We start from the raw sequence: 19642 nt of genomic DNA, 5'->3' as shown, positions 1-19642 counted from the left end.
GCCAATACCTTGATTTCCACTGCTTGCTCCTGAGTCAGCATCGGCGGCAAAAGCCGCCATCGTCTACCAGGTGGGTCAGGTTTACTGCGGCGACAGGGTCATTTTTACATCGGCGCTAACAGTGAGTCAGCACCACTTTCGAAAGGTCGACCGCGTCGCGTTCACGGCCAAACTCCAGCAGCGGTATCAGTCGCTTAAAGAACAAGAAGCGCTTTTCGATGCCGGTGTTGCCGTAATCGAAAATCTGCGAGAGGAACGCGTACAGGCGGACGAATGCGCCCATATCATTTTTGAAGAGAACGAGCGCGTCGAGCGCATCTTTCGCGGCCTGAGCGGCCTTGTCGTCGTGCTGCTCTTCGGCAAGGGTCCTCTCCTGCTGCCTGGCTTTGTAGCGTTTGAGCAGCCGGTCCGCCACAGGCGCAATGGCTGCGTTCAACTGCGCTTGAGTTCCTTTCGCGTCCAGTTCGACCTTCGCCACCCGTTCGACCTCAAAGTCATCGTAGTTGCCACTCCCATCGAGCTTGGTGTAGCTGCGTTACCGAAGGGACCGTTTGGTGACGGCGTCACAGGCGTAGGTGCCAAGAAGGCGACCTACTTCTTGCGTTCGGTGCGCAAAGGGTTCATCCACGTCTATTACCCATCCCAAAGCAAGTGGCAAATCTATGGCGTGACGTCCGAAGGCTATGTCTTCAACTACCCGCTCGACGTCGACCTGCCCGAAACGCAGGAGAAAGGATTCAACTGTCAGCAGACCGGGCACAAGGAACTCGCGCAGTGCATCAGCATCGACCATCCGCAGAAGGCAGGCAAGGTCTATCTGGCTTTCAGCGACGTACGCTGGACGGCTCCTGTGCGCAAGCGTTATGAAGCCAACGAAAATGGTTGCAGGGACCACCGGATGCAGCTCTTCGATGCAGCGGGATGGGCGAACGGCAGCCATTCGCAGAAGCATGCCCAGACCATTGCGCACGTTACCGACTATGTGCTCGAGTACAAGGGCGGCGTGGACGTCGCTGCATCTTGCTCGCCGTTTGCCTTCAAGGACCGCGCAAGCGAAGCGAGCGGGCTCAAGCAATTTACGGACGCACACGACAAGGGCAATGGCGTTTTCTTCGCACTTTGGGACCCAGCTGGCATCACGCAGGAGCTCAACGCCGAGCAGTTTGTAGCGATGGGTGCGGCCATGAAGCCGTATCAGAGAAAAATGTGGACGGCGAGCGCGATTGACGGAATGAAATCCTCTATCGAAGAAAGTGCAGAGGAGGACGAGAATGCGGCCGCAGAGCAGCTCAAGGGACAGTCGGCTGAAACGTACGCCCTTTACTCCCTGTTTGATGGGGGGAAGGCCTACGAAAAGGCGGTCAAGTCCATCGACGAGCAGAAGGAACGGGAGATGGATTCGGTGAAGGCAGCTGCCTGGAAGCCGTACACCGAATCCTACAGCCAGAATGCGGTGACGCAGTTCCGCAATGACATGAAGACGCAGATGCAACAGATAGAAGACACGGTGCTCAACCCGCTCGCAGACGACTATGTCGCCTGGCTAAAGGGCACGCAGCTGAGGACGGTGTTTGCGTGGGACTTCCATGAACTCGATGTAGCAAAGGGCGTCGAATACGCCGAACTCTTCTACGCATGTATATATGGGTCGGCTGACCGCAGGGTGGTCTATGACCTGGTCCTCGAATGGGCCAAGGGAGACTTGAAGGACCGCCACAATCCGCTTCTGCGTTCGATGATTCTGAACCACGACCCGTCGGCTGAAAAACTGAAGGAAGCGGCAGGATTCCCTATGCTTGAAGTGCGGGAGCCGGCCGCGAAGCTCATTGAGCTGAACCACTCTGCCAACGAGATTCTCGAGAAGGAAGGCCGGGGCCTGATTGTGCGGGCCGACAAGGCAGTGGCTGGCATGCTGCACGAGCTGGGTGGTCCGATTGCCGGCTTTATCGCCAAGACTGGCGATACAGCGAGTGTCCGGGTTCTCACAGCGTGCATGAGTCTGCGTTCGCGCACCACCGTCATCTACAAGCCCGTCGAAGGAACCGTCAACCAGTGGATTTCCTTTATGGCGCGCCAGATGTACGAACAGATGCCCGCGAACAAACGTCCAAGCCTGGGTTCGCTGAACGCGAACCTGCGTAAGACTTTCCAGAGCTCGTCTCCCAAGGATGGCCCAATCAAGGTTCCGCAGTTCATTGTCTTCAACGCCGATGAGGCTCTCCAGGCGTCATCGGGCGCTACTTCCCTCAGTGGCAGGGGGACGGCAATCTTTGCACCGGGAGTGCGCGCGGTATTGACGGAAGAGAACATCAATGCAAGCTTTCTTCCAAAATTTCGGGCTGCGACACAGGGTGAAGTTGGATACGGCGTCATCGGGGTTATCTTCAATGCGGTGAACTGGATGTTGGCTAGCAAGGAGTTGGCAAAGTCCAGTGCGCTGAACCGCAAGGAGAACCATGACAAGTTCGTTGCTGCTATCGTCTCAACGTGTGCGGCGTCCTTCCAGACGGTTGGTAATGGAATGAAGGCATTTAGCAAACTGGGGGGGCGTTATTCGCAGCTGTTGCTGAAATGGGGCACCGTTATCGAAATTGCCTTCCGTGTCGTAGGTGCGGTAGCCGGATTGGTCGGGGCGTGGTATGACCTTCAGCAATTCAAGACCGAACGAGAGTCCGGACATGCGGGCCTAGCCTCCTTGTATTTTGCATCTGCCGTTACAAACGGCCTGCTTTGCCTTGCCATGATTGCCGGCGCGACCGTCCTGATTTTTGCGCTTATGGTTGTGCTTGTTGTCATCGGTCTTTTAATAGCATGGAAGAAGCACCGGGAAATCGAGGAATGGCTCAATAAGTGCTTCTTCGGTACAGCGACGGAAAAGTTCTCAGAACTCGACGAACGCAAGCAGTTCGAAGCGCTGACCTCATAAGCGAGTCACCATGGCATACGATTACCTGACAAAGATTCGAATCAACCGTCCACTAACCGAGGAAGAGGTCGCACGGCGCATTAATGTTCACAAGCCCGTCGTCAATGAAGCTGCCGATGCTTACACCGTGTTCGGGATGAACGATGTTTATCTCGAAGTCTGCGACGCTTCTTACTCGCAGGTTGGCTGGGGCCTTCTTGCTTTCCTGCTTTGTTTCCCGGCATTTGCTTTACTCACCGTGGAAGCCGCGCAGAGCGCGATTGTCGATACGCCGGCGATGGTCAGGAACGGTGAACAGGGGGTGTTCAGTGCCGGCATGTGGGTCTTCACCGTGATTACGGTGCTGTGCTGCGTGCTCACGGTTGTGATACTTCTGCGCGATTGCTTCAACTACAGGCACAAGGCCGTGCGCTTCAATCGCCAGACGCGAATGGTGTACGCCTTCCGGCACAATGGGCCGGGCGGAGTAATCGCGGTACCTTGGGACAAGGCGTTTTTCTACCCGCACCGATTGCCTTCCAATGGGCTGGCGGGGGGAGCGCCAACACTGATGCGGTGCTTTGTCCTTGACGACGCCGGAAAGAAAATCGTCAACACGTTCAGCTTCGGTGCTCGTACGGTCAACGGCGCAGACGAGTCCACTCCGATTGGCAAACAGGTCCTCTATCAGGTTCAGGCCAACTTCGAGTTCATCCGGCGGTACATGGAGCAGGGTCCGGACGCGCTACCGAAGGTCGAACGGTATCTTCCGCGAGGCCCCTCTCTGCGCGCCTCAATGAGCGTCTGGTTCTATGGCATAGGAGCTGTCGGCAGTGCTGGTGGTGCCATGCGCGTTGTCACCATCCTGCTTTCGGGGCCGATATTCCTGCTGTCGATACTGCATTACATTGCGCAACTGACGAGCCGGGAGCCGGTATGGCCGACCGAGATAGAAGCCGCCTGCGGCAACTCAGCGTCGCCCGCAATGGCTCAAGCCTGAGGTTGCGGGCTTCCTTTGCTGTGTGAACGCGCTACTACTGTCTCGCCCGGATTCGCTTGAGTGAACTGCCAGACCTGCGTCGCGGCCAAGGTCAGCACGTTAGCCCGTGTCGCAACGCCACTCCCTTCCGGGCACTGATTCGCACGCGGGCAAACACGTCAACATTTAACTTGTCACCATATATCCGATGCGAAAGAAATGCGGCCTTCTCTTCTGTGCGACGACGCTGATTTTCCTCACAGCCTGCCACAGCGCATCAGACAGCTCGCTAGCTCGCGCAGCCGCCACGCTCGCAAAGACGGAGGCCCCACATGACGCCCAGTGGGTCCAACTCGAAAGCAGTGACGCGGCCGTGCAGGAGTGTGCCATCAAGTTCCCGGACGCTGACCACCCCTGGACCGCGCGTATCGGACTTAAGCCGGGGCAATATGCTATTCACGCTCGCATCCAACAAGATGGGACAACTGGTTCCTGGTCGTCAGGCGAGGTATGGTCGGACGCGAAGACCGATGACCGATGACGGCAAAGACACGCTGGATGAGAGCACGCTCAAGGCGAGGTTGCATGACTGCGCCACGCACGTAATGTCCGTCGGTTTGCTTGAGAGCAATCTTGGCCCCGACAACGCCGTCGTAACGGGACTACGTGCGCTGGAAAAGCAGGATATCGAGAATGCGAAGGCGCTTCGCAAATCGGCGCAGAGCGGCAGCTAGGGCTGGTGTGCCGTCAAACAGCCAATTCGAGTTCACAGCATCGCGACACCGCCGAAGCGGCATTGAGGTCATTTGATATTCGCCGTCAGTGCTGACGTTAAAACCGAAGCCTTGTTTGATGGGATTCCCGCGTGGCCTGACCGCAAGAGTTTCGGCGCAGAAACACGCTCTGCCATTTGCCGGAATTTATTGAGCGAGAAGGAGGATGTCTTACCATGAGCCGCAAATTTATACTGAAAGACGACACGACTACCCACAACGGTGTGGTGCTAGACGGCATCGCAGGTTCGTCGTTCGACGGCCGGCCGTTGGCCTATCTTGGGGCTCCTGTATCGTGCCACACGTGCAACACCGAGGGCATCATCATCAGCGATGGCTCGCCTCATACGATGAGCGTGATGGGCAAGCAGGTCGCGCTCGAGAACGATTTATGCCAGTGCAAATGCGAGCCTCTTCCGAAGCTGGTGGCGTCGCAGACCATGGGCTCACTAACATCCTGATTGGCGCAAGCTCATTGCGGTCTAGCGACGACTTAACAGTTTTCATTCAAAGAGAGTCGATGGTCGATAAGCCGTGGACAAAGTGCCGCGACTAGGGTGAACTGCTGGTGCCCGCCTAGTCGTTTCGCGAGCTGCCTCGGAGCTTAGGAGGAATCGCTAGGGCAGCGTAAGCGAGAAGATATGGCGTATGACTACATGACCAGGGTGGGGTTGAATCGCCCAGTTGACGAGAGTGAAGCGACGCGGCGCATAGACGTCCGCAAACCGGTCGCCGCCGAGGCTGCTGACGCCTATACCGTGTTCGGCATGAACGATGTGTACCTGGAGGTTTGTGACGGCTCATATTCGCAGGTTGGATGGTGTCTGCTTGCCTTCCTGGTTGGGTTCCCTGCGTTCGTATTTTTCACGGTCACTGCGATACAGGGCGCTGTGGAGATAACTCCGGCGATGGTCAGGAACGGTGAGCAGGGAGTCTTCAGCGCCGGGATGTGGTTTTTTGCGGTGGTGGGAGTGCTTAGCTGCGCGTTCACGGTGTTGCTTCTCCTGCGCGACTGCTTCAACTACCGGCACAAATCTGTGCGGTTCAACCGCAAGACTCGCACGGTGTATGCGTTTCGGCACAACGGCCCGTGCGGTGTCATCGCCGTTCCATGGGATAAGGCATTCTTCTTTGTACACCGGCTGCCCTCCAACGCCACGTTTGGCGGAGCGCCCACTCTGATGCGCTGTTTCGTTCTTGACGTCTCCGGCAAGAAAATCGTTGACACCTTCAGCTTTGGGCTTCGGACAGTCAACGGAGCGAAAGAGTCCACGCGCTACGGCAAACAGGTGCTTTATCAGGTCCAGGCCAACTTCGAGTTCATTCGCCGTTACATGGAAAGCGGTCCGGATTCGCTGCCACCTGTGAAAAACTATCTGCCGCGCGGCCCCTCTCTTCGAGCTTCCATGAGCCTATGGTTCTACGGACTGCGCGACATTAGCGGCGTTAGCACGGGACTCCGCATTTTTTCCACCGTACTCAGTGTGCCAGTTTTTTTGCTGTCCGTGCTCCACTACATTGCCCAGCTAACCTGTCGTGAACCGATATGGCCGGAGGACGTCGAGGCAGCATGCGACAACGTCCGGGCAGCGGTTGTAGCGGAAGTGTGACTGGCGACGGACGCCGCCCTATGCAATGGCCTTAGAAGGCGCGAGCCGGTTTGGCCCGCGGACGTCGAGGTTGCCTGCTTCTAGACGATGTTGGCGATGTAAAACGGCGTCGCTGTTGAACAAAAACCAGAGGAAGGTGCAGCATCGCCATTGCGTAGCGCAGACGTCAAAGCGATGGCGCTCATCTCGCAGTGCGTCGTACGCGGCGTGTTACAGCCACGATGTCAGGGTTCGACTAGAGGACCGTGCCGAATTGCTGCTGGTCGAGAGAAATGGTTGCAATGATGGAATCGAACTCCGCCATCAAATCCGGATGACGTTGGGCAACGTATTGCCGTGCAGAATCGTTTTCGAGGAGCTTGGCGAGATACCCTTTCGCAAGCACTAAATTCAACACGTCTTGACCGTAAGTCTGTTCCACGAGCTTGTACTGACCCTGCAGATTGCTCATTTCCCGCTCCATTTTCGCCATCTGCTCCGGGCTAACGCCGGTCAGTTTACGTGGCTTCTTGCCTTCGACAAGACGCGCTGCAGGCGTTGCTACCAACAATGCCTCCGCGTAGGAGACAGACACGTTGTTCGCGGCCACCATCAGCTCAACGCATTCGACCTGCCGCGTGGGCTTCATTTTGCGGATAGCGCGAACAAGCTCCGGTGAGAACTGCCGGTCTCCGAGAAGTTCAGCCGCTTCTGGGCACACGCCATCGAGCAGAGACATCTTCTTTATAATCAGGGATACATCCACGGAAAGAGCTTTCGCCAATCGTTCGGGCGATACGCCTCGGTCAATTACACGCCGAATCATATAGTGCTCCTGGATTGTCGAGAGGCGATTGACCCGGTTGTTATAGGTGTAGCTCTCGTCATCGGTCGCGACAAGACAGGCAACCCGCTCGTGCCCCAAGTCCTGGATGGCAAGTAAACGTAGATGCCCATCTAGCAGAACATGTTCCCCGGAAGACTGGTCCGCTGGCGTTACGGAAAGCGGTTCGATGAGGCCTACCTCCTCAATTGAAGTTCTTATCTGCCTGAATTTGCGCGACTCGAGCACCGGCGCCGGTATTCTCCGCGATGGCAAGATGCAGGAGACCGGCACCGACAACGGCTCGGGGATGAATCCGAGAGTTACGCCAGTCATGTGGCACTCCCGGTTGGCCAAACGCGTTCGGCAAGATACTTCGGCAGGCTGGCCAGCCCCTCAGCGCGCAGCAGGTTGATGAAGTTCTCATCGGCAAACAGTTGCCTCAATGCGCCGACCACAAATAACAACCGCTGTTGCGTGAACTCGGCCTTTCTCACCATGGACTTCTGACGTTCGACCTCGTGCTCATACGTTCGCACGAGACTCGATGTGGTCACAGCGGCGGATTTACTCGTCATATTGTGCGCGGTGCTTCGCCCGAGTGCCTTTCTGCGCTCGATGACGCGACGAGCGCTCATCAGTTGCTTGCCCCGCAATTTTCCCGACTCATAGGCCTCCTGGAGCGCTGCCTGTATTTCGGCATCATCGTCGCCGGCGCCGACAATCATGAGGGCCGCATTCAGGGGGACGACGCCTTTCTCCACCGCAACGACAAGTCTCTCTTCTCCCTGGCGCAGCAGCATAAGGATGCCGTGAACGTAAGCCGGCGTTAGACCCGTCTTTTCGGCAATGACCTTCGGCGCATATCCCTGCTCCTGCAGTTGCCGAATGCCGGCGAGCCGTTCGAGCGGGCGACACTGTCTGCGCGCGATGTTTTCCGTCAGACTCATGACGAACGCGTCCTCATCGCTGACGCTCACCACGAGTGCGGGAATAGTTGCTTCCCCGAGCGTGCGGAACGCCTTCAATCGCCCCTCGCCGCACACGAGCAGGTATTTTTCTATGCCGCCGGCCGTTGCACGCGGCGTGACCACGATAGGCTTCTTGAGTCCGATGGCCTTGATGTTGTCGACGATTTCATTGAAAACCCGACCGTTGCGTTCTCGCGGATTGATGACTTCAATCTGGGAGATGGGGACCATCCGGATTTCTCCGGGCTGCTGCCGCGCGTTCACGCTACTCTCCTGAGACGCGCACGCTCGGCCATGCCATAGAGGTAGTCCAGCGTATCAAAGCGATAACTCTCAAACTCGACTGGATTCTGGTCGGCGAGGTGAATACGCGGTTGTCCAAAATCCAGACGTGGCAAAAGATAGTAGTCCAGCGTCGATGCATTCGTCTGGTCGAGTCGCACCGCGACTGTGATATCCGGCAGGAGGCTGGTATCGAAGCGCACCTTCCAATGATTCCGGCCATTGTCATGCGCCTGGCAGCGCGCGAGCACAATGCACGCCGTGAATTCGTCATTGACCGTCAGCAGGTCGGTTGCCGGGTCGCGTATCACCGTGCCGCCCAAATCCGCGATTTTCCTCTCCGTCTGCGCAATGATTTCCGGATGCAGTTGCCGCAGGAAGCGGTTGGTCTCAATGTATCGATAGTCTCTGCCAGGAGTAAAACCGACTGTCTGGTAGGCGCGAATCAAACTGCCGAATCGATAAACATAGACCGACGTAGAAGGCATGCCATCTGTTTCGTCAATCACTACGCCAGACAGGAACCCGCGACTGCGGTACAGGTTGCGCAATCGTTCGATTAACTCCTCATTCGAATAATGCCGCGCCCTCGCTCTCATAATGCCCTGAGCCGTGTAGAACGTTTCACTTGGCACAATTGCCTGAAATGCTCCCTCCTTTCGAATCCACATGTCCGGTGTGTTGGTCACCCGCATCTTTTTCAGCTTGAACGACACACGGTTATAGACGTTGTTGCCAATGTATTTCTCGTTGGTTAATACCTCCCGTACCGTGGCTCGAGTCCACTCCCGGTCAAGGTCGGTCCGCACGTGCATGCCGTTCAGGCGAGCTGCGATTTCGTATTCGTCGAGTGACTCGTCGATAAACCAGTTATAGATTAGATTGACAGTTCGCACCTCGCTTTCCGGCCCCGGCATGAGGATTACCCGGTCCGTCTGCAGGCTTTTATGTTCGCCCCGGCACAGCTCCGCCTTCATGAGACCGTGCTCATCGACCAATACGCGGCGCAGCCCGTAGCCGGCTGGGCCTCCTTGCCGGAAGCCCATCTCAATTAAACGGCACTGGCCCGCGAAAACCTTCGCAGACAATTCACGGCTGTACTCGCCAGCCATTGCCCGCTTTACCCCTTTCACGATGGTCGAGACAGGTGACCCGTCGTTCTCGAACTGCTCGGCGCAGTACGCAACCTGGATGCCGGCACGGCGGCAGATGTACTCGTAATACGCGCTCTCGTCGGCATCCTGGAATCGCCCCCAGCGACTCACGTCATAGACGAGGATTGCGCCGAAATCGGCTTTGCCATTGACCACATCGGAGATGAGATTCTGGAGTGCCCGGCGACCGTCGATTCGAAGACCGCTTTTACCCTCGTCGGCATATGTGCGGACGATTTCGAATCCGCGGCGGGTCGCGTAGTCCCGAATTCGGTCGCGCTGGTTCTCGGTCGAATACTGCTGGTGCTCGGTCGACATGCGGACGTACTCGGCTGCCCGTCCTGCCATGGAGCCGGCGACGACTGCTGGACCCGCGCTATTGATTGACATGCTCCGCTCCGCAACTCAGACACAGACACGCGGCAGGCACCGAGCGCAAGGGGAGCCCCAAAGTGCGAACGCCGCGGCTTCACATTAGGCGGTGGCGTTTGAAAGCGAACGGTGACAAGGCAAACATAGCAGGCCAGACGCCAATGTGTATCACGTCATCTCTTTGCAATCACATGGGCGGTGCTGGCGGCGCAGACAGCACGGCGATGTGGACGGTCCACGCGTCCATTTTTGCAGCGCTGGCATCATCCGCATGACACAGCACGTAGAAGCCAGAGCCCAGCGGCCGGGGCAGTTCGATGACATCCATCTTTGCAATAGGCTTGAAACTCCGTCGTGCATTGCGCATCCGCTGCATGCTGCTGTTACGCTCCCGGTACGCCGGATGTGCAGCTCGATATTCGCGCCAATAGTCGGAGTGGCCTGCGCGCCATCTCGCCTGGGCACGGGCCTGGTTGTCGCGATAGTCGCGGTCGATACGGAGCCGGTGGTTCTGCCAGTCGCGTCGACGGGCGCGCTGGCACGCTTCCAACGAGCAGTAACGCTGACGAGGAACATGCAGCAGCGGCACGAACGCGTTGCCACAGGCGAGACAGAGGCGGGGGGATTTCATGAGTGCCCTCGAGGTCGGGTTGCGACGGGCAGACGCCGACGCCTCGACCAGTCACCGAAACGGCTGGCCTGAGACGGAATAGAGAGAGGCTTAACTCGGTAGCTGCTTCGTTAAACAGCCATCGCTGTCTGCCTGGCGCGTGAGTAGGCCAGTCTCAGAAACTTGGACATTTCTTGACCGCCGGCGTGCATCGAGATGGGTCGCTCACGACGGCCCTATGGGCGATGGCGATGGGAGAGCTTCGCCAGGACGGTACCCCGTTGTCATGCCGGTTCAGCTGCGTGCAAAAAAATCTCACGCGATGCTTCCCCAAATCTCATCCGATGCGTCGCACAGTCCGCAGAGCCTTGTCTGACGGGCCCAAAAATCTCACGTTTTGAGTGTCGCTACAAGCTGTGCTTTGCAAGTGGATCGCGACTGACTCCAGCAAGCGCATCTACCTAGGGTACGTTCATCGACAACATTATGATCGCAGTCGGACGCCCTAGTCTCCGATTCGTCACTAAAATACACAGGCCCCTGATCCCCGGATCATGGGCCTTTTTCTTTTCGTAATTCAGGCCGCGGTCGGGTTCCTCACGCACGCAGCTCAGCCTCGCTAGGCTTGTGCACAAATTCGTGAGCAACTAATGTTCTCGCCAAACCTGCGGCCCGCTCTGACGCCGAGGGTTAGATTTCATACTCGACGCACGCGACATCGGACGATCCTGATGTTGCGGTAGAAGCACTGCGGTCGCAGCGGTCCTTGGAAGAACTTCCCGTGAAGAGCATGATTACCTTTTTGGAATCAAAGGTACGGGCGCAACTGCTTTATGATTGGCGTCAGCCATGATCAACTCCTACAGTGAGCTGGTTTGTGGTCAGCGGGTCGTGTGGGTGGCAGCCCATGCGTCCCGCGCTTCATCTCCTTCCTCGTTCTCCTTGATGCTCGGCTCGGCGCTTTCGCGTCCTCTTCTACTCTCCAGCGAGCCAATCGTTCACTGATGCTTTATAAACTTGATGCGTCGTGATCGTCGGCTATGTTGTTAGGCATCCAATGTATTTTCGCGTATTGTCGAAGGTTGTGCAACAGCGTCGAGCGCTCGATGAAGAACGAAACAGGGCACACATTTCATCTCTAGCTTTGAGACAGATTCGCCCTACAGACGTCGTATGAGATCGAGCATGTCGAAGCCCGACTGACGCTCCCGCATCGCTCGGCTTTCCTCCCTAAGCCGACCCAATCAAGCCTCAATAAAACCCACCAACAATGCCTAATGCATATTAGAGCGCCTATATAAGAGATATTTAACATTCTTCAATGATTCAATTTGCCTCGCGTTGTAAATGTTTTGTAAAAAATCACGCGACTAGCGTGGCGCGTGAAAAGCAAAGAAAAGTAAAAGAGGCAGCACATGGAAGCACGTCATATAAGCGGTAGCGTCAATGGCAGGCCAAGCCCAGCGCCTTACAACAAATGCATCAACCAAATAAATCGGCCGTTTAAATCCGAGCAGCAAATCCGTCAATAACGAAAAAAGCAAACTCAAAATAGAAAACCGCCAAAACCTGAGAGCGAAACAACCCATAACGACCACGCGACACCCAAAGAGACCACCGTGAATTCCGCCGACCTGTTGCGCGCCTTTGCCTCCCCGTCCCTGACGCAAACCAATCGCGCCTTCCGCCTGCACTGGGGCTCAGCCCAGTCGAGCCTTGAGCAAGTGCTGATCGCGCATCGCATCGACATCAGCGAGGGCCTGTGCTCAGGCATTGTGGGTCACTGACGTGTCTGTCGACGCGCGCGGACTTGCCGCTCAATGCGCTCATCGGCTTGCCGCTGTCGGCGCAGATGGTCACCGACCGTGGCGCCTTGCACCCGATCTGCGCGATCGTCACCGACGCGCACGCGGGTCAGTCGGACGGGTCGCTGGCGACCTACCAGTTGACCATGCGCGATGCGTTATCGGCGCTGGAGGGGCGAACCAATAGCGCATCTTCCGCACGCTGAGTGTGCCCGATGTGATTGAGAAGCTGCTGGGCGAATGGCAGAGAAAGAGTCCGGCGCTCGCGCGCGCGTTCGATTTCGACCGGTCGTCGCTGGATCGCGCGAAGTATCCGGTGTGCGAGACGCTGTTGCAGTTTCACGAGTCGGACGCGGATTTCATCCGGCGGCTGTGCCGTCGCGTGGGGCTGCGTGGGTCACGGCGGCGGGCAAGCGGGGAGCGGCCCCATCGGCCGACGGCGCCGGTGAGTCGCCGGTGCACACGCTGGTGCTTGGACCGCCCGATGAAACTGCCGAAGTCGTCGGTCGGCACGGTGCGCTATCACCGCGACGCGGCCACCGAAGCGCGCGACTCGATCACGCTGTGGTCGGCCTCGCGTCAGCTCGTGCCGGCGACGTGCAGCGCGCGAGCTGGGACTACAAGAGCGCGTCGGTGGCGCAGGCGTCGGAGACGAGCATCGTCGATCAGGGCGAATCCGGCAACGAGCTCGCGTAGCTGCTGCGCGATGCGGTCATCGACGTGCCGCACGCGGGCGATTCGTGGTCGGACTATGAGCGCGTCAGCAAGGCGCGCATGCTCGCCCATGAGTTGCGCTCGGCGAATGTGGATGGCGTGAGCGGGGTGCGGGATCTGGCTGTGGGCAGATGGTCCGAGTTGACCGGGCATTCAGTGGACACGGCTTGCTCTGCTCCCAGTTCAGATGCTATGTGCCGATAAATTCGCGCTTACACCGGGCCAACGTCCCATACCGCCAACCTTTCCATCAAGACAGACGCAACCGAGTCTCAATAAAACCTACCCGGTTCACCTAGAGTGTGTATCTAAGGACTATTTAACATTCTCCAACAATTTAATTTGCGCCATCTAGTATCCGCTTCGTAAAATCACCCGATTCCGCGAAGGCCGCGTGAAAAAGCAATTGCGCGTATCCAGTGCTGGTGAAGATCTCCCTAGTCGCGGCCGTGCAGAAAAGCGTCATCGCGAGTGACAGAGCCCGTATCACGATCGAGAACGCCGATGTGGAATTGCGCTGTCTGGGCAAGCCAACAACTAAAGCCGGACCGCATTATTTCGAAGAGCTCACAAGCCTCGATAACCCATTGCTGACAATGTCGCCAGGCGAATCGACAATCAACAACGCGTCCAACCAACCGCGCTAATTTTGATGATCATCAGCCCTCCCTTCCTGCCTACGTCTGGCAGGACGTCTAGCAACAGGACGTCGTCGATCCAATGATGGATGCCGTTGACCAATCCGTGTTGGCGCATGGGATTTACCCGATCGCATTTGATCGGCGCTGGCATACCGGTGTCCATCTGATGCCCGCGACACTAAACGAACGCGTGCGTGCAATTGCTGACGGCGAAGTCGTTGCGTACAGGTGTGCCAATCAGCCGTCGACGGTGGCGAAGGTAACCCGCCCGTGCAGAAAATCTTTTACCACTGCATGCCATTTCGCGATGCGTCGGCCGCTGTTAATTTGCCGAGCGCGGTCGGCAACCCCAACATGAATTTTAATGGCTATATCGCTCGCTGCGTGGCTTATACCCAACCGTTAGCGGTATTAGCGGATATTCTTTTCCCCGACGCGTCAGGCGGACTGCTGCTATTTCCAGAGGGCCGCACACCGCGGAGAACGTGAATATGAACTCTAAAAAAACCATTGCCGTTGCTTTGATCCTATTTGTTGTGGCTTTGAGCGGCTATGCTAACGTGAAGCTCAAAGCCGCGAGCGAAAGAAGTGAAATAGAAGTTCAAACTTGCAAAGTTTCCATCACGCCGAGTGCGCGCGGGGAAATTATGAAGCCGAGGGAGGAAAATAATTATAAGTTTGCAGGGTATAGCGAAGCCCTTATTTCTAACGGAGTCAGTCAACGTTTCGGGTTCTCGATTGGTTGTGTTGACCGAATTACGGATAGAAATGATGTGGCTAAAGAGTACGGTGGATACTTTGATCCAGGAAAAAAGACGTGGGTTGCATACTATCTTGATGAACAGGACAAGGACAGTCTTGCCCCTGCAACACACATCTACGCGATTCACACTTCCAATGCTAGCGGATTCGCACGGACGACCGATGACGTGATTGGGGATCCCCGTCAGCGCGCGCGTACATTGTCATACTGTCTGTTTTACGACGCGAAGGCGATTTGCGGAGAGGGGCAAGTTATGAACTTATCCGATCAAAAGGCAAACTTTCTCCCGACTGCACTGAAAATTTTGCGTAGCGTGGAGTTTGTCGATGTTCAGCCTCCCGAAGCAGGAATCAAGCAAAGCGGCAAATAACCCGCCAATTCACCGCATTTTTTGCGGAGAATAATTTGCCCTTGCGACAAATCCAGCCCCTAATTTCCGCATGAATCACGGAGATTGGCTCTGCATCTGGGAAGCACCTGACTGGCCCGCATGGCGCTATGACTTATCCCGCCTCGCAGCGCCGCTTGCGGCAGTCTCCTGAGCCCAGGCCTGCTGCTAGGGCGTTTTGCCGATGTCGGCCTGACGCTACGCGACAAGGCCAGTCTCGACGCGCTCACCGAAGACGTCATCAAAACCAGCGAAAATAGAAGGCGAACGACTCAACGTTGCGTCGGTACGCTCGTCAATAGCTACGATCAAACCGTCCAGCTTCAATCCCAAACAATCCGCTCAAAAATCGCCTTCAACTTTCCCCCCCGCACGCCATTCACCATCACAGCATGCGCGACCCTCCCGGCGAGATGCGCTCGAAAGTCGGCGTGACCATCACGATTCTGCGAAGCGGGCCCGCACCTAACGCAATTGGTCAGCACCGCCTTCAACGCGTCGAATGTCGGCCGCGCAAGATTCGGATGGCTGTTAACCACCACCCCCGCAAGATGCTGTCTCGCCCCACGACGCATCACGCGCGTCTTCCTCAGATTGACCGCAAACCCTTCCTCTATAGCAATCGCCGCCACCCGAATCGAAAGCCGCTCAGCCATCCGCGCGAGATCTTCGCCGCCGGAAAAAGCCAGATCGTCGGCATACCGCGTGTAGGTCGCACCGACGGTCCGCGCGAGCCCAGCAAGCCGAAGGTCCAGTCGAAAAGCACACAGATTCGCCAACGCGGGCGAAGTAGGCGCACCTTGCGGCAAATGCCTTGTCCGATAGCGCTGGCGTTCCTGCCAATCGATCCTGTCCCGCACATCGGGCGCCAGCAGGCGACCGCTCGGAACCCGATTGGTACACAGCGCAGTCACCGCACGCACAACTTCCCGAGGGTAGCCCAAAGTGCGGATCGCGGAGTAAACCCTTCCCGCATGAACAGACGCAAAGAAGTCAGTCAGATCAAAGCGGATCACTACCGCTTGTCCACCATGAGGCGCAGCAAACGTGACGATATTCCGCCCACGTCGAAAACCATGCGCGGCGTCGTGAGTTGGAATCCGATCGAGCAAACCGTGAAGCACTTTCCGCTGCAAGCTGCGCAAGCGCGATTTGGGAATCTCGATGATGCGACACCGTCCGTCGCGTTTCTCGATCGCCTTATAGGAATAGTGATGAAGCGGTGCCGTCGCATTCTGCGCCGGCACGCGCCAGCGATCCGCAAACCAGTCCAGTTCGGCGGCCTCGATCTCGAGCCACGCGGCCAGATCGCCGAGCGTGGGCAACTGGGGCAGCACGACTTCATGCAAACGCGGCGGGGGCGGGCGCTGTACCGGAGGCCTGATCAACACGCGGAGAATGGCGGGACGGTTTTCACTCTGCCACGCCGCGACAAAGCCCGGATGCTCAGCAACAATCCTCGACAGTTCCTTGCGATCGACGCTATCCCATCGCGAGCCAAATCGCTTCGCCACGCTGCGCGCCAATCGACTCATCCAGTCCGCGGGCGTGCCCAACGCAAGCGTCATTCGCTCGACCATCGCTGTGGGTTCAGCAGGCCCAGCAAGCATGGCATCGGCGATACCGAGGGTAACGAGTTGCAGCGAAGATAACGGCATAGAGCAAAGAGAGGGGCGGGACGGCCAGTCAACGCGTCTTGTGCTGCGTGAGCCGGCTTGCGCAACGCGCAAGTGACGCTCATGCGACGAACTGTGGAGGTCATTCTGATCCACGGGGTAGCCCCGTAGTGCCCGGAACGTATGCTTCCCGAACCTTGGCAAGCTTGACCAGCCGTCCCGCGAGGCGACGATAAACGACCGGCCTAGGACTTGTCAACGCCTTGGCAGTACGAAGCAATTTTGCGATAAACAACGCTCGCGCAGACAAACCCGATCAGCGTTGCGCTAAAGCCAGTTGCTGGATTCGGCATTCTTTGCTGCGACTATGCCGCCGTCAAAACCCTCAACTTATCCACATCCCCCTCTGGACAACTTTTGTACAACCCACCTGACACGTTGTGGGCGAAACCTTGATAAAACCGCAACCTCCCCAAACCGTTCAAAAGTTTTCCCTAGCTCCGCGCTCCTGTCCGCGCACGCTCCGCAGGGTTATCGATTCCGCAGTCCCTTGATCCGTCAGCGAAGTTTCAAGTTATCCACAACTAGGCGCGAGGCTTGTTAACTATTACTACGTATACATATACAAAGACTATAAAAACCAGAGAGGCGTACACGAAGCACGCTGCACAAGCGAGCACAGAGCAGGCAAAGCCGACAAATCATCAAACCAAAGGCAAACAAATCTCAGTCAGCAGATCGGCAGGCGCAGTTTCCTTCGGGCTATTCAAATACTCTTCGAACACCGGCGCATCCGCAGCTTCACGACCCGACTGCACGAGCCACGTCCCATACAACCACTCATAAGCCGCTCGCATATCGCTATACGGCCCCTTATGCCGCAACACCGCGTACTCGCCACCTTTCACATGCGTCACGGAAACCGGCGGACTCACCGTCACCGAAGCCTGAACCGGATGTGGCAACAACACCCCCGCCTTCGACCGCAACGCGTTCTCTTCCACGACACCCGGATCGTCGAAGTAAATCCCGATCATGCGCATCTGCCCCGCCAGCAAATTGTGTTTCGCCAGCCAGCCGAACAGCCCATCGAACGCCTTGCCGATCTGCATATACGGTCCCACGTGATCGACCGATAAAACATCCATCGGCTCCACGTTACGAAACACCACTTCATGCATCGTCATTTGATCACCTCCTGAAAGCGCCGGACGAAACCGGCTATGTGTGCCTCGCGTGCGATATTGCGCGGGCGGAATGCCGAACGCCGCGCGAAAGGTGCGAGAGAAAGATTGCAAACTGCTATAGCCCGAGCGCTCGGCAATTTCAGCGATCGGCATGACGCCGTTCGCGAGATATCCCGCCGCGCGGTGCAACCGCAAGCGGCGTACGGTCGTTGCTACCGTCTCGCCGTACATCGCCTGATAGATCCGGTGCCAGTGATACGGCGACAAACACGCGATTTCCGCCAGACGATCGATATCGAGTGGTTCGTCGAGATGATCGTAAATATGGTCCAACACGCGGCCAAGCCGAGTTTCGTAGCGTGCCCGATTGTCTGATTGGTTCATGAGTGAGTGGCCCACCAGGAAGATTACCGAATGGATGCAAACAAAAATACCACGTCCCCATTTACCAAATCCTGCGAACTTCATTTGCCGAACCTGAAAGGAGTTAAGCGCCCACTGACACAATCGCCTCAGAACTTTGCCGAATTTCGATAACACCTCGAATAATGGCTCACTACCATCGGCTGAAGCCTGTCCGCTCATGCACCGCAAAGCCTTGCGGCGTCGAGCAAGCGGCAACATCAGGAGCGCCCGATGAAGTCAGAGTCCAAAAGTCAGCACGTCGGTAAAGTCACGCATCACGAGTTGAAGCAGACGCTCGGCACGTGGCAACTGTGGGGGATCGCGGTCGGTCTGGTCATTTCCGGCGAGTACTTCGGCTGGAGCTACGGCTGGGCGAGCGCCGGCACGCTCGGTTTCGTCGTCACGGCGGTTTTTATCGCGGCGATGTACACGACCTTCATTTTCAGTTTCACCGAACTCACCACGTCGATTCCGCATGCGGGCGGTCCGTTCGCCTATGCGCGCCATGCTTTCGGCCCGACCGGCGGTTATCTGGCGGGCGCGGCGACCTTGGTCGAATTCGTCTTTGCGCCGCCTGCGATCGCGCTCGCAATCGGCGCATATCTGCACGTGCAGTTTCCGGGTCTCGAACCCAAACACGCGGCGATGGGCGCGTATCTGGTCTTCATGGCGTTGAATATCATCGGCGTGCAGATCGCCGCGGCCTTCGAGTTGTGTGTGACGCTGCTGGCGATTTTCGAATTGCTGGTCTTCATGGGCGTTGTGTCGCCCGGTTTCCAGTGGTCGAACTTCACGAAGGGCGGCTGGTCGGGCGCGGACACCTTCAGCATGGGCTCGTTCCACGGTATGTTCGCGGCGATTCCGTTCGCAATCTGGTTCTTCCTCGCGATCGAAGGCGTCGCAATGGCCGCTGAAGAAGCCAAAAATCCGAAGCGATCAATTCCGATCGCCTACGTCACAGGCATTCTGACGCTGGTGGTGCTCGCCATCGGCGTGATGGTGTTTGCAGGCGCCGCCGGCGACTGGACCAAGCTGTCGAATATCAACGATCCGCTGCCGCAAGCCATGAAATTCATCGTCGGTGAACATAGCGGCTGGATGCATATGCTCGTGTGGCTCGGCCTGTTCGGGCTCGTCGCGTCGTTTCACGGCATCATCCTCGGATACTCACGTCAGATCTTCGCGCTGGCTCGCGCGGGTTATCTGCCGGAGTGGCTCTCGAAGGTGCATCCGCGCTTCAAGACGCCGCATCGCGCGATCATTGCGGGTGGCGTGGTCGGCATCGCCGCGATCTACAGCGACGAGTTGATCCAGTTCGGCGGTCAGACGCTGACGGCGAACATCGTGACGATGTCCGTATTTGGCGCTATCGTGATGTATATCATCAGCATGTTGTCGCTGTTCAAGCTGCGCCGCTCGGACCCGAACATGGAGCGCCCGTTCCGCGCGCCGCTGTTTCCGTTCTTTCCCGCGTTCGCGCTGGTGGCCGCGGTGATTTGTCTGGCGACGATGGTCTACTTCAATTTCCTGGTGGCCATCGTATTCGCGATCTTCCTCGCGCTCGGCTACGTCTACTTCCTGTTGACGCGCCATCAACGCGAAGCGGCGCCGGCGGACGCTTTGCTCGAAGAATGACGGATCGAGCCGCTGTGCGAGCAGCGGCGA

16 protein-coding genes and 3 pseudogenes are annotated in these 19642 nt (G+C 57.3%); 12 read left to right on the top strand and 7 right to left on the bottom strand.

Annotated features, from left to right (window positions below):
- Positions 1 to 121: 121 nt before the first annotated feature.
- Positions 122 to 523, bottom strand: a pseudogene (locus tag ACAX43_RS30700) (type I restriction endonuclease subunit R); the annotation flags it as partial.
- Between ACAX43_RS30700 and ACAX43_RS30695 the strand changes: the two are divergent.
- From ACAX43_RS30695 to ACAX43_RS30675, 5 genes are all read left to right on the top strand, one after another.
- Positions 443 to 2926, top strand: a complete 2484-nt coding sequence (locus ACAX43_RS30695) for a T6SS effector BTH_I2691 family protein (RefSeq protein ID WP_370712101.1) — start codon at positions 443 to 445, stop codon at positions 2924 to 2926. The pseudogene ACAX43_RS30700 and the gene ACAX43_RS30695 sit on opposite strands and share 81 nt — an antisense overlap.
- 10 nt (positions 2927 to 2936) lie before the next feature.
- Positions 2937 to 3905: a DUF6708 domain-containing protein gene (locus tag ACAX43_RS30690; protein ID WP_370712095.1), complete on the top strand. Its 969-nt coding sequence runs from the start codon at positions 2937 to 2939 to the stop codon at positions 3903 to 3905.
- A gap of 509 nt (positions 3906 to 4414) precedes the next feature.
- The gene (locus ACAX43_RS30685) at positions 4415 to 4618 is read left to right on the top strand and encodes a hypothetical protein (protein ID WP_370712094.1); all 204 of its coding nucleotides are present in this window, start codon (positions 4415 to 4417) and stop codon (positions 4616 to 4618) included.
- A 215-nt stretch (positions 4619 to 4833) separates the two neighbouring features.
- Positions 4834 to 5118, top strand: a complete 285-nt coding sequence (locus ACAX43_RS30680) for a PAAR domain-containing protein (protein WP_154875264.1) — start codon at positions 4834 to 4836, stop codon at positions 5116 to 5118.
- Between the two features lie 180 nt (positions 5119 to 5298).
- Entirely contained in the window at positions 5299 to 6267 is a 969-nt protein-coding gene (locus tag ACAX43_RS30675) for a DUF6708 domain-containing protein (protein WP_370712093.1), read from the top strand.
- A gap of 235 nt (positions 6268 to 6502) precedes the next feature.
- On the opposite strand, the gene ACAX43_RS30670 is transcribed toward ACAX43_RS30675, so the two are convergent.
- The 4 genes from ACAX43_RS30670 to ACAX43_RS30655 all read right to left on the bottom strand — a co-directional run bounded on the left by ACAX43_RS30670 (position 6503) and on the right by ACAX43_RS30655 (position 10479).
- The gene (locus tag ACAX43_RS30670) at positions 6503 to 7405 is read right to left on the bottom strand and encodes a plasmid partitioning protein RepB C-terminal domain-containing protein (protein WP_370712092.1); all 903 of its coding nucleotides are present in this window, start codon (positions 7403 to 7405) and stop codon (positions 6503 to 6505) included.
- A complete protein-coding gene (locus ACAX43_RS30665; protein ID WP_370712091.1) occupies positions 7402 to 8304 on the bottom strand; it encodes a ParB/RepB/Spo0J family partition protein in 903 nt (300 codons plus the stop codon). Before ACAX43_RS30665 ends, ACAX43_RS30670 begins: the two co-directional genes overlap by 4 nt.
- A complete protein-coding gene (locus ACAX43_RS30660) occupies positions 8301 to 9866 on the bottom strand; it encodes a recombinase family protein (RefSeq protein WP_370712090.1) in 1566 nt (521 codons plus the stop codon). The genes ACAX43_RS30665 and ACAX43_RS30660 overlap by 4 nt, the downstream gene beginning before the upstream one ends.
- Positions 9867 to 10035: 169 nt before the next feature.
- Positions 10036 to 10479 carry a hypothetical protein gene (locus tag ACAX43_RS30655; protein ID WP_370712089.1) on the bottom strand — a complete coding sequence of 148 codons (444 nt, stop codon included), beginning with the start codon at positions 10477 to 10479 and terminating at the stop codon, positions 10036 to 10038.
- Positions 10480 to 12077: 1598 nt separating this feature from the next.
- Here ACAX43_RS30655 and ACAX43_RS30650 point away from each other — a divergent pair.
- The 6 genes and pseudogenes from ACAX43_RS30650 to ACAX43_RS30625 all read left to right on the top strand — a co-directional run.
- Positions 12078 to 12245 carry a hypothetical protein gene (locus ACAX43_RS30650; protein WP_370712088.1) on the top strand — a complete coding sequence of 56 codons (168 nt, stop codon included), beginning with the start codon at positions 12078 to 12080 and terminating at the stop codon, positions 12243 to 12245.
- Positions 12221 to 13080, top strand: a pseudogene (locus ACAX43_RS30645) (phage late control D family protein). Before ACAX43_RS30650 ends, ACAX43_RS30645 begins: the two are co-directional and overlap by 25 nt.
- The gene (locus ACAX43_RS30640; RefSeq protein WP_370712087.1) at positions 13038 to 13181 is read left to right on the top strand and encodes a hypothetical protein; all 144 of its coding nucleotides are present in this window, start codon (positions 13038 to 13040) and stop codon (positions 13179 to 13181) included. The pseudogene ACAX43_RS30645 and the gene ACAX43_RS30640 overlap by 43 nt, the downstream one beginning before the upstream one ends.
- Positions 13182 to 13396: 215 nt before the next feature.
- Positions 13397 to 13624: a hypothetical protein gene (locus ACAX43_RS30635; protein WP_370712086.1), complete on the top strand. Its 228-nt coding sequence runs from the start codon at positions 13397 to 13399 to the stop codon at positions 13622 to 13624.
- A gap of 485 nt (positions 13625 to 14109) precedes the next feature.
- Positions 14110 to 14751, top strand: coding sequence for a hypothetical protein (locus tag ACAX43_RS30630; protein ID WP_370712085.1), 642 nt, complete (start codon positions 14110 to 14112; stop codon positions 14749 to 14751).
- Positions 14752 to 14821: 70 nt separating this feature from the next.
- Positions 14822 to 15073, top strand: a pseudogene (locus ACAX43_RS30625) (DUF4172 domain-containing protein); the annotation flags it as partial.
- A 19-nt stretch (positions 15074 to 15092) separates the two neighbouring features.
- Here ACAX43_RS30625 and ACAX43_RS30620 read toward each other — a convergent pair.
- Entirely contained in the window at positions 15093 to 16304 is a 1212-nt protein-coding gene (locus ACAX43_RS30620) for a reverse transcriptase family protein (RefSeq protein WP_370712099.1), read from the bottom strand.
- Positions 16305 to 17089: 785 nt separating this feature from the next.
- Positions 17090 to 17956, bottom strand: coding sequence for a GyrI-like domain-containing protein (locus ACAX43_RS30615; RefSeq protein WP_370712098.1), 867 nt, complete (start codon positions 17954 to 17956; stop codon positions 17090 to 17092).
- Between the two features lie 252 nt (positions 17957 to 18208).
- Here ACAX43_RS30615 and eat point away from each other — a divergent pair, with 252 nt between their 5' ends.
- Positions 18209 to 19612 (top strand): ethanolamine permease, encoded by a 1404-nt coding sequence (eat, locus tag ACAX43_RS30610; protein WP_370712084.1) that lies wholly within the window; start codon positions 18209 to 18211, stop codon positions 19610 to 19612.
- The last annotated feature ends 30 nt before the right edge of the window (positions 19613 to 19642 follow it).

It is taken from the genome of Paraburkholderia sp. IW21 (genome assembly GCF_041321145.1).
Lineage (GTDB): Bacteria > Pseudomonadota > Gammaproteobacteria > Burkholderiales > Burkholderiaceae > Paraburkholderia.
This window is presented reverse-complemented; position numbering and strand designations above follow the sequence as displayed.